Raw genomic sequence first — 15,709 nt, forward strand, 5'->3', positions numbered from 1 at the left:
AATAACGAAATTTTAATAAATGAAATTTGTGAGTTTCAAAATAAAGTATAAACACACACACAAGTAATGAGCTAAACAACTCATTATCAATAACTTATAATAATTTTTTGCTTCCCCGCGGGAGCGAACCGCAAATCCGTGCAAGAAAATCTTGTGCGGTTTTTCTATTTTCACCTGTGTGAAAGTAGTAATTTCTTCAAAAAGAAGAGCCTCACGGGTTGGGGCTCTTTCTAAATGAAGAAGCAAAAAAAAGTTGCAAAAAAACAGCAAAAATTTAATTAAGACAAAGAATAAATCAATAAAATATTAACCAAAAAATTAAAACAAATGAAGAAATTATTATTTTCTTTAGCCGTATTATCAGCGGTAGCGGTCACCGCCCAAGTAGGCATTAACACAGATGCTCCAGAGGCGACATTAGACATCAGAAAAAAAGACAACCAAAAAGGAGACCTGCGCATAGAAGGAGACTTGCGCATACAAGATGTTGAGGAAAAATCTATCCAATGGTTTTTAGTTTGGGATGAAAAAGATCAAAAGGTGAAGCGCACAAGCCTTTCAAGAGAGATTTCAAGGCTTAAATTGGAATTAGCAAATGAGGGTAAAATAAAGCACATCCGAGATAAGCAGCCAGCCAAAGCAGATGATATCATCAATAAAATCAAACAATGTGCACCAGAAAACATAATTTTTGATAAATTATTTGGTGTCGACGGCAAGCATGATTTTGTGTATTGTGCCATAACTGTAACTGGTACTAATTATAATAAAACATGGCTCAACCTCAACCTTGGTGCAGAATACGCCAACATAAATAGCCCTAATTTTGATTTGGCCGTTAGTAAAACAGGCGAAGATGCCCTTGGAGATGATAGAACCCATGGTTCATTATACCAATGGCAGAGAGCGAGTGATGGGCATGAGCTTAGGAGGCAACCAATTACCCCAAACAAAGCCCAAAGTTGGACATACACAGGCAATTCAGCAGGGAAGTTTATTACTTCTAGCGATGGTCATTGGGTGGAAAATAATCCTTCATCAGACCTTAACTTGTGGCAAGCAGGCAAAGTTAATAACCCTTGCCCGTTAGGTTACCATGTTCCGACTGTGCAGGAGTGGCAGGAATTTCATCAGGCTGTAACGGGTTACAGTTCTGAAGTTGCTGCTAATCAAATGTTTACACAGGCTAAGTTACCAAACCTTGCAATTGCTAGCTACCATCGCTATGACAATGGGACACTGCGAAAAAAAGATACTAACGGGTACTACTGGAGTAGCTCTGCTGACAACAATCAAGGCGCTCACTACATGGGCTTCAACCGTAGCTACAGCGGTACGTACGACAAAGCCTTCCGAACTTACGGGTTCAGCGTGCGTTGTATTAAAGATTAAAGCTTTTTAGCCCTCCGTAAGGAGGGCTATTTTTTTTATAGCTTTTTTTAGTTTAATGCTTTTTATTTCATTAAAAATTTTTATTAAGAAATTAAGGCTACAAAAAGTCTTGGTGAAAAATTAAACGTTTAGAAAACTTCATTTATAGCTGTAGAGATTGGTGAATTTCGAGGTATAGTTTTATATTTGTAAAAATTAAACGTATGCACAAAAACATAAAAATTACTTTAGCTACTCTGCTGGTGGTTGGCGCAGGATATTTGTTTTCTGAGAGAGAGTATGGCTGGGGTGTGTTGGTGAGTTTATTGGCGGTATTCCCGGTGATCTTCTACTTTAGAAATGAATATATTCTGTTGGCTTTTTGGCAAATGAGAAAGCAAAATTTACCAGCAGCCAGAGAATGGCTAAGTAAAATTACGAATCCTGATAAGCAATTGGTAAAAAAACAAATGGGCTATTACCATTTCATGAATGGCATTACATTAGGGCAAGATCATCTGAGAGAATCCGTAAATCATATGAAAAAAGCTTTAGACTACGGGCTTTCTTTTGCGCATGACCGAGCGATGGCAAAATTGAACTTGGCAGCAGGAGCAATGTCTGGAGGACGAAAAAATGAAGCGAAGAAGTGGTTGGCTGAAGCAAAAAGCGAGGATAAACAAAATATGTTGACCGAGCATATCAATATGATGGAAGAGCAGCTAAAGCGCATGAATGTAGGTCGCAATATGCACAACCCGAATATGCGCCGAAAAGGTAAATTTTTCTAAAAAATTTTTAAAGGCTTGGGTGAAAATTAAAACTTCATTACATCTCTACCAATCATGGTTTTATGGGAATGGATTATTAAAAGTAGAGGCTGGAATCCAAACGTCTTCTACAAATAATTTTTTAAGGCTTTAAAAAAATGCATTAAAAAAAATTAAAAGCCTTATCAAATTTATGAAAAATTTTAATTAAGATTTAAATAACTAAAAAAGAATGAAAATTTCACTTAAAGTTATAGATAATCAACAACCCATACGAGATAGTACTCTTTTATTTTTTTAAATTTAGCAAGATATTTTTTACTCTTTTTTTTGTCAGAAATCCAGCAAAATAAAGTTTCATCTTTGATGTCAAAGCGTTCGACCCAATAATGATGTAAAAAATTCCATAAATTTCCACCATTAATTTTATAAAGCCCTTCTTTTACCCCCCATACAACGTGCAGGTAATCTGTAAGTTGGTGATTTCTAGGCATCCAAGCGTTTTCATCTTTGCGAATGAATTTTTTTTCAATATTTAGAATTTTTTTATCACGTTTTTTTTCAATATCAATCCCGATAGGAAAGTGGCTAAGCCCTACCGATACCAAATCATAAGAATGAGTGATGGAAATGTGCCGCTCGCTAGGCAGGTAAGGTTTTCCGTTTGGAGTGTAGTGAACATCATAGTCAGCATTTAGTTGTTTTAGGCAAGCCCGAATTCCCAAATATTCTTTGGCTTGTTTGGGGGGTAAGCTCCTATATTTCGCTAGTCTAGGCGGGGTTAGATTCACAAAATTTTCTAAGGCTTCAGTATTTTCTGAAATCTCCCAAGTAATGATTTCGGTGAATTCTTCTTTGATTTGATGGATGATAGGCATAAAGGTATCTGCGTTACTTTATGTATATTTGTGTGAAATAAAATATAAAAATAAAGAATTTAATTAAATATGAATGCAAAAACTGATTTTGTTCCGTATAAAGTAAAGAATATTGAATTAGCTGATTTTGGAAGAAAAGAAATTAAATTGGCAGAAGCAGAAATGCCAGGTTTGATGGCTCTGAGAGAAGAATTTGGCAAGAAAAAACCTTTGAAAGGCGCCCGAATTGCTGGGTGTCTGCATATGACAATACAGACGGCAGTGCTTATTGAAACCTTGGTAACTTTGGGGGCAGAAGTGGCATGGTCTTCTTGTAATATTTACTCCACACAAGATCATGCAGCAGCAGCAATTGCCGCTGCAGGGATTCCTGTATATGCATGGAAGGGTATGACAGAGGAAGAGTTTAATTGGTGCATTGAGCAAACACTTTTCTTTGGAGAAGAGCGTAAACCATTGAATTTAATTTTGGATGACGGAGGGGATTTGACTAATATGGTTTTAGACCAATTTCCAGAATTGGTAGAAGGGGTAAAAGGACTCTCTGAGGAAACAACCACTGGAGTTCATCGTTTGTATGAAAGAATGAAAAAGGGGACATTACTTATGCCTGCCATCAACGTGAATGATAGTGTAACGAAGTCTAAGTTTGATAATAAATATGGGTGTAGAGAATCTGCCGTAGATGCTATCCGAAGAGCAACAGACGTGATGTTGGCAGGGAAAGTAGTAGTGGTAGCAGGCTACGGTGATGTGGGAAAAGGAACGGCAGCTTCTTTGCGTGGAGCAGGAGCGAGAGTTTTAGTGACTGAAATAGACCCGATATGTGCATTACAAGCTGCAATGGATGGCTACGAAGTGAAAAAAATGGATGATGCGGTGAAAGAAGCAGATTTGTTGATAACTGCAACAGGGAATAAGGATATCATTAAAGATAGACACTTCAAAGCGATGAAGGACAAAGCTATTGTCGGGAATATTGGTCATTTTGATAATGAAATTGATATGACTTGGCTAAATAAAAATTATGGGGAAACCAGAGATGAAATTAAACCACAAGTCGATTTATATAACATTGATGGTAAAGAAGTTATCATACTCTCGCAAGGACGATTGATGAATTTAGGCAATGCAACGGGGCATCCATCTTTTGTAATGTCTAATTCTTTCACCAATCAAACATTAGCTCAGATTGAACTTTGGACGAATTCTGACCAATATGAAAATCAAGTTTATGTATTGCCTAAGCATCTGGATGAAAAGGTAGCTAGATTACATTTAGCTAAAGTTGGCGTAGAATTAGATGAATTGACTCCAGAACAGGCTGAATATATAGATGTGCCAATAGAAGGCCCATATAAATCAGATTTATATCGATATTAATTTAATTTAGATTAAAAACAGATTAAGCAATAATGATTAAATACAGCTTTTACCCAAAATCATTTTTTTATTTTTGTTACCATAATTTAAAAGTTAAAAATTTAAAGACTAATGGCTCAGGGATTATTTAACTCATCTATCGGAAGAAAATTTGCAATGGCATTGTCTGCTTTTTTCTTGATTACGTTTTTGATTGTTCATTTACTGGTAAATTTTTTATCTGTGATTTCACCCAGTGCATATAATGAGGCATCTCATTTTATGGGAACCAATCCACTCGTTCAGTTTTTATTTCAGCCTATATTAATTGCGGGTGTTGTTTTTCACTTTGTATTGGGTTTTGTTCTAGAAATAAAAAATAAAAAAGCACGAGGCCCTGTAGGATATGTGAAGAGTAATTCTTCTCAGAATTCTACTTGGGTTTCTAGAAATATGGTAGTTACAGGAGCTATGATTTTGATTTTTTTAGGTTTACACTTCGCGGATTTTTGGTTGCCAGAAATTAATACCAAGTACATACAAGGAGATATGACAGGGCTTTTGCCAGGAGGGGATTTAAGATATTATGAGGAATTACAGCATAAATTTGCATCTTCTTGGCGTGTTGCTTTTTATGTCATAGCCTTTATCCTTTTAGGATTACATTTAGCGCACGGTTTTCAGTCAGCTTTTCAGTCGGTGGGGGCGAATCATAGAAGATACACACCAGTTATCAAAGCTTTTGGTAAATTCTACGCCATTATTATTCCTTTAGGATTTATTTTTATAGCAATTTATCATTTTCTAAATCAATAAGCAGTAGCATATGTCAGAATTATTAAACGCAAAAATTCCACAAGGCGATATTGCTGAAAAGTGGAGAAATCATAAAGCAAATATCAGATTAGTTGCACCTAACAATAGAGATCGTATCGATATCATTGTTGTAGGGACTGGTTTAGCTGGAGGTTCTGCTGCTGCCACTTTAGCAGAATTAGGCTATAATGTAAAAGCATTTTGTTACCAAGATTCACCTAGGCGAGCACACTCAATTGCAGCCCAAGGAGGAATTAATGCTGCAAAAAATTATAAAGGAGATAATGACTCCATTTATCGCTTATTTTATGATACGGTAAAAGGAGGAGACTACCGAGGGAGAGAAGCTAATGTTTATCGTTTAGCAGAGGAATCTGTTAATATTATAGACCAATGTGTCATGCAAGGAGTTCCATTTGCCCGAGAGTATGGAGGATTGTTAGACAACCGTTCATTTGGAGGCGTTCAGGTAAAGCGAACCTTCTATGCTAAAGGGCAAACAGGGCAACAACTTTTATTGGGTGCTTATTCGGCAATGAACCGTCAAATTAATTTAGGGCGTATTAAGATGTATAATCGCCATGAGATGCTAGATCTTGTGATTGTAGATGGCAAAGCAAGAGGAATTATTGCTAGAAATTTAGTAACTGGCGAGATTGAAAGGCATTCAGCTCATGCCGTGGTGATTGCATCTGGTGGGTATGGAAATGTTTATTTCTTATCGACCAATGCGATGGGTTCTAATGCGACTGCTTGTTGGAAAATTCATAAGAAAGGTGCTTTGTTTGCAAATCCTTGCTACGTGCAAATTCACCCAACTTGTATTCCAGTACACGGAACTAATCAATCTAAATTAACGCTGATGTCTGAATCTTTGAGAAACTCAGGAAGAATTTGGGTTCCAAAGAAAAAAGAAGATGCTGAAGCAATTCGTGAAAAAAGAAAAAAACCAGTAGATATTGCAGAAGAAGACAGGGATTACTATTTAGAAAGAAGATATCCATCATTTGGCAACTTAGTACCGAGAGACGTAGCTTCTCGTGCGGCAAAAGAACGATGTGATGCTGGTTTTGGTATAGAGAATAACGATACCAATGAAGGCGTTTTCTTAGATTTCTCGACAGAGATTCAAAAGAAAGGAAAAGAAGTAGCTTACTCACTAGGAAACCATAATCCATCACAAGAAGAAATCACCAAATTAGGTAAAAAATGGATAGAAGAAAAGTATGGGAACCTTTTCCAAATGTATGAAAAAATTACAGCGGAAAATCCATACGAAACACCGATGAAAATTTATCCAGCGGTACACTATACCATGGGGGGCATTTGGGTAGATTATAACTTAATGAGCACAATACAAGGCTGCTATGTGGCGGGAGAGGCAAACTTCTCAGACCATGGAGCCAATAGACTTGGAGCTTCAGCTTTGATGCAAGGTTTAGCTGATGGTTATTTTGTGTTACCTTATACAATGGCAGATTATTTAGCTGATGACATTAGAACAGGACCAATCTCAACAGATTTACCAGAATTTGAGCAAGCTGAAAAAGAAGTGGTAGAGAGCATCAACTATTTTATTAATAATAACGGAACTAAATCTGTTGACCATTTCCACAAGAAATTAGGACAAATCATGTGGAACAAAGTTGGAATGGCCAGAAATGCTCAAGGATTGCAAGAAGCCATCAAAGAAATTGCGGAGCTGAGAGAAGAATACTATAAAGACGTTTATGTTCCAGGTACAGCAGATGAACTTAACCCTGAGCTAGAGAAAGCACTTCGTGTAGCAGACTTTATGGAATTAGGACAACTGATGGCAATGGACGCTCTAAATAGAAATGAAAGTGCAGGAGGGCATTTCCGCCAAGAATATCAAACCGAAGACGGTGAAGCTAAGCGAGATGATGAAAACTACACCTATGTTGCTGCTTGGCAGTACCATGGGGCAGATATTAATACCGAAGAATTGCATAAAGAGCATTTAGAGTTTAACTATATTGAATTGAAACAACGTTCATATAAATAAGAAACTATAATGGCAGATAAAAATATAAATATCACACTTAAAATTTGGCGTCAAAAAAACGCACAAAGCAAAGGTAAAATAGAAACATATAAGCTAAATAATGTTTCCCAAGCAAGCTCTTTTCTAGAAATGATGGATCAGCTCAACGAGCAGCTGATAGAAGAAAGAAAAGAACCTGTTGCTTTTGACCACGATTGTAGAGAAGGTATTTGTGGAACGTGTTCACTTTACATCAATGGTAGACCTCATGGTCCCGATAACGCCATTACCACTTGCCAATTGCACATGCGCAGCTTTAATGATGGAGACACCATTTATATAGAACCTTGGCGTTCAGTAGCTTTTCCTGTGATAAAGGATTTGATTGTTGATCGATCGGCTTTTGAAAGAATTCAGCAAGCAGGGGGCTATATTTCTGTGGATACAACAGGAAACGCTGTAGATGCAAATGCTTTACCCATCCCTAAATTTGATGCAGATCGCTCCTTTGATGCAGCCGCTTGTATAGGTTGTGGAGCCTGTGTAGCTGCTTGTAAAAATGGTTCAGCTATGCTTTTTGTAGGAGCAAAGGTTTCTCAATTTGCATTGCTACCGCAAGGTAAAGTAGAGGCCGCAAGACGTGTGCAAAATATGGTGAAACAAATGGACTTGGAAGGATTTGGAAACTGTACCAACACGGAAGCTTGCGAAGCAGAGTGCCCGAAAGAAATTTCACTTGAAAATATCGCACGTATGAACCGTGAATATTTAAGCGCAAAAGTTTGCAGCGAAAGTGGAGTCAATGCCAAATAAATTTTTTAAGCCTTAGAAAAAAAGCCCTTTTTGTTTTCAAGAAAGGGCTTTTTCATTGATTTTTTCGAGTAAATGAATGATACTTTTTTCCACCATTATATAATCAGAATAAGAGCAAGATTTGTAAATGAAAATAATAATAAAATTCCCCTTTAATTTTCTTTTGTTTAAGCGAAAAGCCTCTCGCATTCTCCTTTTGATTTTATTTCTATCAACAGCTTTTTTAAAATGTCTTTTGGGTACAGCAAAAGCCACTTCACTATGGCTAGACACCTGAAAATCAGCAAAACAAGGCATTTCTAAACTTAAATAAATTGCTTGTATGGGGTGAGATTTTAGGGACTTTCCTTCGGAAAACAGAAAATCAAAACGTTTTTTGTGAATTAGTTTTTCTTTTTTAGGAAATTTATGTTTCAATTTTAAATCAAAATTTATGAGGGAAAACAAAGTTCAATATTACAAAATCTAATTTAAATGAGTTGAAAATTCGGTAAAATAAACTTTAAAATAGATTTAAATCTTGATATTTTTTTAAGCCTTAAAAAAATTAAGTCAAAAACTTGATTAAAAACTTTTGTACCTTTGTTGCTTCAAAATTAAATTAAATTAAAAATATGTACCCAGAAGAAATTGTAAATCCAATGAAAGCTGAATTAACTCAGAATGGTTTTGAGGATTTAGATTCGATAGAAAAAGTTCAAGAATTCTTAAAAAAAGAAGGTACTTCACTTGTCGTCGTAAATAGTGTTTGTGGTTGTGCAGCGGGAGGAGCTCGCCCTGGTGTGGTTTTGTCTTTGGCAAATGAAAAGTCTCCCCAAAACTTGGGAACCGTCTTTGCTGGATTTGATATTGAAGCGACAAAAGTGGCGCGTGAGGCAATGTTGCCTTTCCCTCCAAGCTCGCCCTCTGTTGCTTTATTCAAAGATGGAGAGCTAGTGCATATGCTAGAGCGTCACCATATTGAGGGGCATTCACCACAAATGATTGCAGAGAATTTAAAGCAAGCATACAACGAATTTTGTTAAATTTTTTTAAAGCCTTAGAAAAAAATGAAAGTATCCGTCGTAGGAGCGACAGGAATGGTAGGGGAAAAAATGCTACAAGTTCTGGAGGAGAGAAACTTTCCTGTAACTGAGCTTATTCCTGTTGCTTCAGAAAAATCTGTAGGAAAGGAAATTGAATTTAAAGGCCAAAAATATACGGTGAAATCTCTAGAAGCCGCTGTAGAAGAAAATTGTGATGTAGCGTTGTTCTCTGCGGGGGGGAGTATAAGCTTAGATTGGGCACCAAAATTCGCAGCAAAAGGAACCGTAGTTGTAGACAACTCTTCTGCTTGGCGTATGAATGAGGGTATAAAGTTGATTGTGCCAGAAATTAACGCAGATATTTTGACAAAAGAGGATAAAATTATAGCTAATCCCAATTGCTCGACAATACAGCTGGTAATGGTTCTGTATCCACTACACCAAAAATATGGAATAAAGCGAGTTGTAGTGTCTACTTACCAATCGGTGACGGGTACGGGCAAAGCTGCTGTAGACCAGTTGGATGGAGAGGTAAGAGGTGAAACCCCAACCAAGGTCTATCCGTATGAAATTTTCAAAAACGCACTGCCTCACTGCGACATTTTTGAAGAAAATGGCTACACTAAAGAAGAGATGAAGCTTACTCGCGAAACACAAAAAATCTTGGATGATAAGAGTATTGCTGTAACAGCAACGGCTGTGCGAGTTCCAGTACAGGGAGGGCACTCTGAGGCAGTAAATATTGAATTTGAAAAAGATTTTGATGAATCAGAAGTGAGGAAAATTCTAAACGAATCCCCTGGGGTTACTTTGCAAGATAATACGGATTCAAATATTTATCCGATGCCAAAATATGCAGAGGGTAAAAATGATGTATTTGTAGGGCGCATCAGAAGGGATTTTTCACAACCTAATTCGTTAAATTTATGGATTGTCTCTGATAATTTAAGAAAAGGTGCGGCGACTAATACTGTGCAAATTGCTGAGAAATTGCTAGAGAAAAAAATCATCGGATAAAAAAGAGAGGGAAAAATTTTAAAGCCTTATTTTAAAAAGCCGTTTCAATAAAATTAAGAAACGGCTACTTTTATGTTTTTTCTCTCAGGCTCTTCTTGGTCTATCTTTTAAATATTAAAATCTTAGAAATAAATTATAGATTTTGAGATACTTTTTTCATGCAAATTTTATGCAAAATACTCTGTAAGTTCTTTGAGAGAATCAAATTTTTTAAAATAATTTTCGCTATTACCGTAGCCCATTGTCACAAAAATGAATGGAATATTAGCCAACTTAGCTTCTTTTTCATCTTTTTCAGTATCACCAATATATACAGCATTTTTAAAACCGTATTTGTCTTTTAGCAATTGAATATTATGATGCTTTGATTTTTCATTCATACCGTAGGCAAAGGTGTCAGTAATAAACTCTTGTATATTAGCTCTTTCCATGAAATAATCTATACCCTTAGCTGGGCAATTGCTGACAATAAAAATGGAATAAACGGCTGATAATCTTTGCAGCATTTCAATCAAATATGGAAATAAAATTCCTTCTTTGTCTTGCATTCTTTGGTATTGTTTCTCGGCAATGGCTTTAAACCATTCCTTTTGTTGTTCTTCAGAAATGTTCCCAAAGATTTCATGTGTGAACTCGGCTGATTCTAAGCCCATATACTTTTGGAGCTCTTGTGGGGTATAAGATTTTTGAATGTTTTTTTCTTTTAGAAAATCATTGGTCGCGGCTGTGTAGAGTGTTAAAGGATCCCATAGAGTGCCGTCCATATCAAAAATCAATGCATCGAAATCTGTTTTTTTCATGATTAAAATTTTTTAAGCCTTAAAAAAAAATCTAACTGTTTAAAGCTATAAGAATAATAATTTTTTGAAAGATACAAATAAATTTATGATTTACTTATTTTTGTGTATGCACATTTCAAGCTCTCAAAACAAGCAAATTAAATATCTACTAAAATTACAACAGAAATCTAAATTTCGTAAAAAAACGAAGGAATTTCTAGTAGAGGGAGTGCAAGAAAATCAACTTGCATTGGCTAATGGGTACAAAAATAAAGGCTTCTATTGGGTAGAAGAAATTTTTAATAATGAATTTAATTTAGATAACTTCAATCAAGTTTCAATTTCAAAAGAAGTTTTTGAAAAATTAGCTTACCGAAAGACAACAGGAGGAATCATAGGGATTTATGAGCAGAAAGAATTTTCATTAAATCAAATTCAAAATCCAAAGCCAATAATTGTAGTGCTAGAAGAGATTGAAAAACCTGGCAATTTAGGCGCTATTTTACGCAGTTGTGATGCAATAAAAGCTGATGCAGTGGTGATATGTGACGAGCGTGTAGATTTTTATAACCCTAATGTCATCAGAAGCAGCGTGGGAACTTTGTTTTCAAACCGATTGATTTATAGCACTTCACAAGATTTTTTGAAATGGATCAAAAGAGAAAAATTAGCCTTATACGCTACTTATCTAAGAGAAGATACACAAAATTTGTTTGATTTAAATCTATCGGAAGGAGTTGCATGGGTTTTTGGGACAGAATCTTTTGGACTATCTGATTTTTGGATAGATGAAGGAGTGAAAACAGTGAAAATACCCATGAGTGGGCAGGTAGATTCTTTGAATGTAAGTAATGCCGTAGCTGTTTGCCTGTACGAGACTTGGAGACAAATTAATTTTTCTAAGCCTTAAAAAAAAAATTTAAATAAAAAGAATTGCTCTCTTTCCTAAGAGAGCAATTTTTATATTCAAACAAAAACTCTGATTTTTAAAAGATTACATAGTAGTGAAACGCAAAGTATTGGTAATTCCTTTCTTGAATACTGGCATAGCATTTAGATTGATGATAAAATCACCTTCTTTTACATAAGCTTTTTCCTTCAAGTAATTATTGACTTCCACCACTGTTTCATCTGTACTCTTCTCGCCTTCATAATAGAATGCACGGACGCCCCATAACAAGTTAAGCATTCCTAGTATTCTCTTATTTGGGGTGAATATAAAAATTCCAGACTCTGGCCTGTGGCTACTAATTTGGAAAGCGGTATAGCCAGAATAAGTCAGTGTAACAATGGCTTTAGTCTTAACATGTCTAGACATCTCCGTCGCGTTGTGGCAAATTACATTGGTGATAAACCTTTCATCTTCAGTGTCAGTCGGGCGATGCGGAGGAACGGTAATGTGTTTATCACTTTCGACAGTCATCAAAATATTCGAGATGGTTTTGATGACATCAATAGGGTATCGCCCCACAGAGGTTTCGCCACTGAGCATCACAGCATCGGCTCCATCCATCACTGAATTAGCAACATCGTTCACTTCTGCACGCGTAGGTGTAAGTGAATAGATCATACTTTCCATCATTTGTGTTGCGATGATGATAGGTTTTCTAGCTAATTTTGCTTTATCTACCAACATTTTCTGAGCCAAAGGCACTTCCTCCATTGGGATTTCAACGCCTAAATCTCCTCTAGCAACCATTAGACCATCACTTTTTTCTACAATTTCATCAATATTCAAAAGAGCTTCTGGTTTTTCGATTTTAGAAATAATCGGAATTTTATGATCAGCATTTTTTCTAATTAAATCTTGTAGAAGTTCAACATCTTGCGCATGGCGAACGAAGCTAAGTGCTATCCAATCAACTTGTTGTGATATAGCAAATTTAGCATCTTCGATGTCTTTTTCTGTCAATGCAGGGAGTGATATTTTTGTATTAGGTAAATTCACCCCTTTCTTAGATTTCAAAGCACCTCCTTGTATTACCTTTGCTTTTACATTCTTTTCTTTGTCAGTTTCAGTTACTTCCAAAATTAACTTTCCGTCATCAATTAAAATTCTTTCACCCACTTCTACATCTTGAGCAAACTGCGTATAAGTCATATAGACAACTTCCTTATTGCCATCTACTTTATCATTGGTAAACTTTAAAATATCACCAGGTTTCAGCTCAGAACCTTCAGCCACGTTACCTATGCGTAATTTAGGACCTTGTAAATCCGCTAAAATTCCAACCGCTAAATCTTCTTCTTCGTTGATTTCACGGATGAACTTTATCCTATCCTCAACATCTTGATAATCAGCATGGGAAAAATTGATTCTAAATACATTAACGCCACTAAGCATCATTTGTCTAATGATTTCTTTGGACGAAGTTGATGGGCCTAAAGTCGCAACAATTTTGGTTTTTTTATCAATGTTTGTGTTCTTCATAAAACTAATCGTTTTTTTTCATTTTCTAGCAGGTCAATTTCTTGTACAGTGATTGCCAAGCCAGCCGACTGCAAAGATAATGGAATCTGATGAGGCTGCGTAAGATTAATATCAAGTTTTAGTATATAATTGAAATTTTTAAAGCGTTGAAAAAGAAAATTGGAGGTATTTATGTGACTAAATAAGCTATTTTCTATATAAATTTTTTTATTATGAGATTTATTTTTGATTAAATAGATTTTCATTTCTTCAAAAGAAATATTCATGGTATAGACAGAGTAGCAAAAGATTTCTTGATTAGAGCGAATATCTAAATCCTCTTCTCTACAAAATGAAAAGTTCAATGCTTGGTTGATTTTATAGATCAATTTATATTCAGGATAAGTTTTAAACTTTATACCGTAGTAGAGAAATTCATCCTCCTCAATTTCATCGAGCAATAAAATAGACACTACATTTTATTATTAAATTTATAATAAGCTCTTTTCGCAGCAATTTCTTCAGCATTTTTCTTACTATAGCCACGTCCTTTAGCTACAAATCGATCTTCTATCCACAGCTGAGAAACAAAAACAACTTTTTTCTCAGCATTTTCTTCTTCTTGAGTATTTAGTAGAAGTTTTTTCTTCTTTTTTTGAGACCATTCAATCATCAAGCTTTTATAGCTTATAATTTTTTTCTCAAGTTCATAGAGATTAATGTAAGGCTCAATTAAAATTCGATGAACAAAATTTTTGGTAACCTCATAATTTTGGTCAACATAGATAGCGCCAATCATAGCTTCAAATAAATCTCCCAAAATATTATGACTAAGATGAATATTATGCTCATAAGGAATAAAGTCTAAAAGCTTCAATCTTCCCCCAATCTCATTTAAATGTTTTCGGCTTACAATTTTAGAACGCATTTTAGTCAAATACCCTTCATCATTTTTGGGAGCAGAAGTATAGAGATATTCAGCTACGATACTTCCCAATATGGCATCGCCCAAAAATTCAAGTCTTTCATAATTTAAGATTTCTCCGTTAGGTTTATATTTTTTTAAAGCCCTTGGCGTCAAAGATTCTAAAAAAAAATCCTCATTATGGGGCGCAAAGCCTAAAATTTTAATATACTCTTCAGGTAATCGTTTTAAGCTGGAATTTTTTTTTAAACTAAAAAAGGATTTCCAGAAATTTAGCATTTAGAACTTTTTAAAAAGTACACAAGCATTGTGTCCTCCGAAACCAAACGTATTGCTCATTGCATAATTGATTTCTTTTTCTTGAGGTTGATTGAAAGTGTAATTTAAATCAGCTACGTTAGGGTCTTTTTCTTTCAAATTAATGGTAGGCGGAACAATTTGATGTTTAATAGCACCAACTACCGCAATTGCTTCAATAGCACCAGCTGCACCCAATAGATGCCCCGTCATTGATTTAGTAGCATTAATCTGAATATTTTTAGCATGCTCACCAAAAAAATTCTGAACAGCCAACGGTTCTGCGATGTCTCCTAAAGGAGTAGAAGTAGCATGCATATTGATGTGGTCAATTTTATTTCTATCTAATTGAGCATCATCTAGAGCACTCTCTATAACTTGCAATACACCGAGTCCGTCTGGATGTGGAGCAGTCATGTGATGAGCATCAGCAGAAAGACCACTACCTATCATTTCAGCATAAATTTTAGCACCTCTGCTCACAGCATGCTCATATTCTTCTAGAATGAGAGCACCTGCACCTTCCCCCATTACAAAGCCATCTCTATCAATATCAAAAGGTCTAGAGGCTGTTGCGGGGTCTTCGTTTCGGGTAGATAAAGCATGTAAAGCATTAAAACCTCCCATTCCTGCTGCAGAAATAGCAGCTTCTGACCCTCCACTTACGATGATATTAGCCTTGCCCAATCGGATGAGATTAAAGGCGTCAATCAAAGCATTAGAAGAACTAGCACAAGCGGAAACAGTTGTGTAGTTAGGCCCCATAAAGTTATATTCTATTGAGATGAGCCCGGGAGTTATATCGGCTATCATTTTAGGAATAAAGTAAGGGTTGAATCGAGGGGTACCATTTCCTTTAGCAAAATGAGTCACCTCTTCTTCAAAGGTAATCAAACCACCAATACCAGAGCCCCAAATAACACCAACTTTCTTACGGTCTAAATCAGCGAAGTCAAGTATTTTACTATCTGCTACCGCTTCTCTAGCTGCCACAATACCTAGCTGCCCAGTACGATCCATTTTTCGAACTTCCTTTTTAGGGAAATGATCTAGCGGGTCAAAACCTTTTACTTCGCAAGCAAATTGGGTCTTAAACTTAGAAGCATCAAAAAGAGTAATTGGAGCAGCACCACTCTTTCCTTTGAGCAGATTTTCCCAATATTCGGGGTAAGTATTCCCAATGGGGGTTAAAGCACCTAAACCTGTTACAACTACTCTTTTTAGTTTCATATAATTAATAT

The 15,709-nt window shown here is 35.8% G+C and carries 16 protein-coding genes; 9 read left to right on the forward strand and 7 right to left on the reverse strand.

Features of this window, described 5'->3' with window-relative positions:
• Positions 1–327 precede the first annotated feature (327 nt).
• Both QOX03_RS02290 and QOX03_RS02295 read left to right on the forward strand, forming a co-directional pair.
• Positions 328–1,392 carry an FISUMP domain-containing protein gene (locus tag QOX03_RS02290; protein ID WP_283671339.1) on the forward strand — a complete coding sequence of 355 codons (1,065 nt, stop codon included), beginning with the start codon at positions 328–330 and terminating at the stop codon, positions 1,390–1,392.
• Between the two features lie 203 nt (positions 1,393–1,595).
• On the forward strand, positions 1,596–2,162 hold the full coding sequence (locus QOX03_RS02295; protein WP_283671340.1) for a DUF2892 domain-containing protein: 567 nt from the start codon (positions 1,596–1,598) through the stop codon (positions 2,160–2,162).
• 230 nt (positions 2,163–2,392) lie between these two features.
• Here the strand turns inward: QOX03_RS02295 and QOX03_RS02300 are convergent, their stop codons facing one another.
• Complete coding sequence (locus tag QOX03_RS02300; protein WP_283671341.1) at positions 2,393–3,019, reverse strand: 4'-phosphopantetheinyl transferase family protein; 627 nt, start codon at positions 3,017–3,019, stop codon at positions 2,393–2,395.
• Between the two features lie 69 nt (positions 3,020–3,088).
• Between QOX03_RS02300 and ahcY the strand changes: the two genes are divergently transcribed.
• From ahcY to QOX03_RS02320, 4 genes are all read left to right on the forward strand, one after another.
• Positions 3,089–4,402, forward strand: coding sequence for an adenosylhomocysteinase (ahcY, locus tag QOX03_RS02305; RefSeq protein ID WP_283671342.1), 1,314 nt, complete (start codon positions 3,089–3,091; stop codon positions 4,400–4,402).
• A 111-nt stretch (positions 4,403–4,513) separates the two neighbouring features.
• Positions 4,514–5,197, forward strand: coding sequence for a succinate dehydrogenase cytochrome b subunit (locus QOX03_RS02310; protein ID WP_283671343.1), 684 nt, complete (start codon positions 4,514–4,516; stop codon positions 5,195–5,197).
• A gap of 10 nt (positions 5,198–5,207) precedes the next feature.
• Complete coding sequence (locus tag QOX03_RS02315) at positions 5,208–7,223, forward strand: fumarate reductase/succinate dehydrogenase flavoprotein subunit (RefSeq protein WP_119057860.1); 2,016 nt, start codon at positions 5,208–5,210, stop codon at positions 7,221–7,223.
• A gap of 9 nt (positions 7,224–7,232) precedes the next feature.
• Complete coding sequence (locus tag QOX03_RS02320) at positions 7,233–8,015, forward strand: succinate dehydrogenase/fumarate reductase iron-sulfur subunit (protein ID WP_119057861.1); 783 nt, start codon at positions 7,233–7,235, stop codon at positions 8,013–8,015.
• Positions 8,016–8,051: 36 nt separating this feature from the next.
• Here QOX03_RS02320 and rnpA read toward each other — a convergent pair whose 3' ends face one another.
• A complete protein-coding gene (rnpA, locus tag QOX03_RS02325; protein WP_283671344.1) occupies positions 8,052–8,432 on the reverse strand; it encodes a ribonuclease P protein component in 381 nt (126 codons plus the stop codon).
• Positions 8,433–8,629: 197 nt separating this feature from the next.
• Between rnpA and QOX03_RS02330 the strand changes: the two genes are divergently transcribed.
• Positions 8,630–9,040: a BrxA/BrxB family bacilliredoxin gene (locus QOX03_RS02330; protein WP_119057862.1), complete on the forward strand. Its 411-nt coding sequence runs from the start codon at positions 8,630–8,632 to the stop codon at positions 9,038–9,040.
• Positions 9,041–9,064: 24 nt separating this feature from the next.
• The gene (locus tag QOX03_RS02335; RefSeq protein ID WP_283671345.1) at positions 9,065–10,057 is read left to right on the forward strand and encodes an aspartate-semialdehyde dehydrogenase; all 993 of its coding nucleotides are present in this window, start codon (positions 9,065–9,067) and stop codon (positions 10,055–10,057) included.
• Between the two features lie 167 nt (positions 10,058–10,224).
• On the opposite strand, the gene QOX03_RS02340 is transcribed toward QOX03_RS02335, so the two are convergent.
• Entirely contained in the window at positions 10,225–10,857 is a 633-nt protein-coding gene (locus tag QOX03_RS02340) for an HAD family hydrolase (protein ID WP_283671346.1), read from the reverse strand.
• 85 nt (positions 10,858–10,942) lie between these two features.
• Between QOX03_RS02340 and QOX03_RS02345 the strand changes: the two genes are divergently transcribed.
• Positions 10,943–11,746, forward strand: coding sequence for a TrmH family RNA methyltransferase (locus QOX03_RS02345; RefSeq protein WP_260377508.1), 804 nt, complete (start codon positions 10,943–10,945; stop codon positions 11,744–11,746).
• An 84-nt stretch (positions 11,747–11,830) separates the two neighbouring features.
• On the opposite strand, the gene pyk is transcribed toward QOX03_RS02345, so the two are convergent.
• From pyk to fabF, 4 genes are read right to left on the reverse strand one after another with little or no spacing between them, the layout of a single operon-like run.
• Entirely contained in the window at positions 11,831–13,267 is a 1,437-nt protein-coding gene (gene pyk / locus QOX03_RS02350; protein ID WP_283671347.1) for a pyruvate kinase, read from the reverse strand.
• Positions 13,264–13,719, reverse strand: coding sequence for an IPExxxVDY family protein (locus tag QOX03_RS02355; protein ID WP_283671348.1), 456 nt, complete (start codon positions 13,717–13,719; stop codon positions 13,264–13,266). Before QOX03_RS02355 ends, pyk begins: the two co-directional genes overlap by 4 nt.
• Entirely contained in the window at positions 13,719–14,450 is a 732-nt protein-coding gene (gene rnc / locus QOX03_RS02360) for a ribonuclease III (protein ID WP_283671349.1), read from the reverse strand. The genes QOX03_RS02355 and rnc overlap by 1 nt, the downstream gene beginning before the upstream one ends.
• A complete protein-coding gene (gene fabF, locus QOX03_RS02365) occupies positions 14,451–15,698 on the reverse strand; it encodes a beta-ketoacyl-ACP synthase II (protein WP_283671350.1) in 1,248 nt (415 codons plus the stop codon).
• Positions 15,699–15,709 lie beyond the last annotated feature (11 nt).

This window comes from Candidatus Ornithobacterium hominis, from assembly GCF_951229915.1.
Lineage (GTDB): Bacteria > Bacteroidota > Bacteroidia > Flavobacteriales > Weeksellaceae > Ornithobacterium > Ornithobacterium hominis.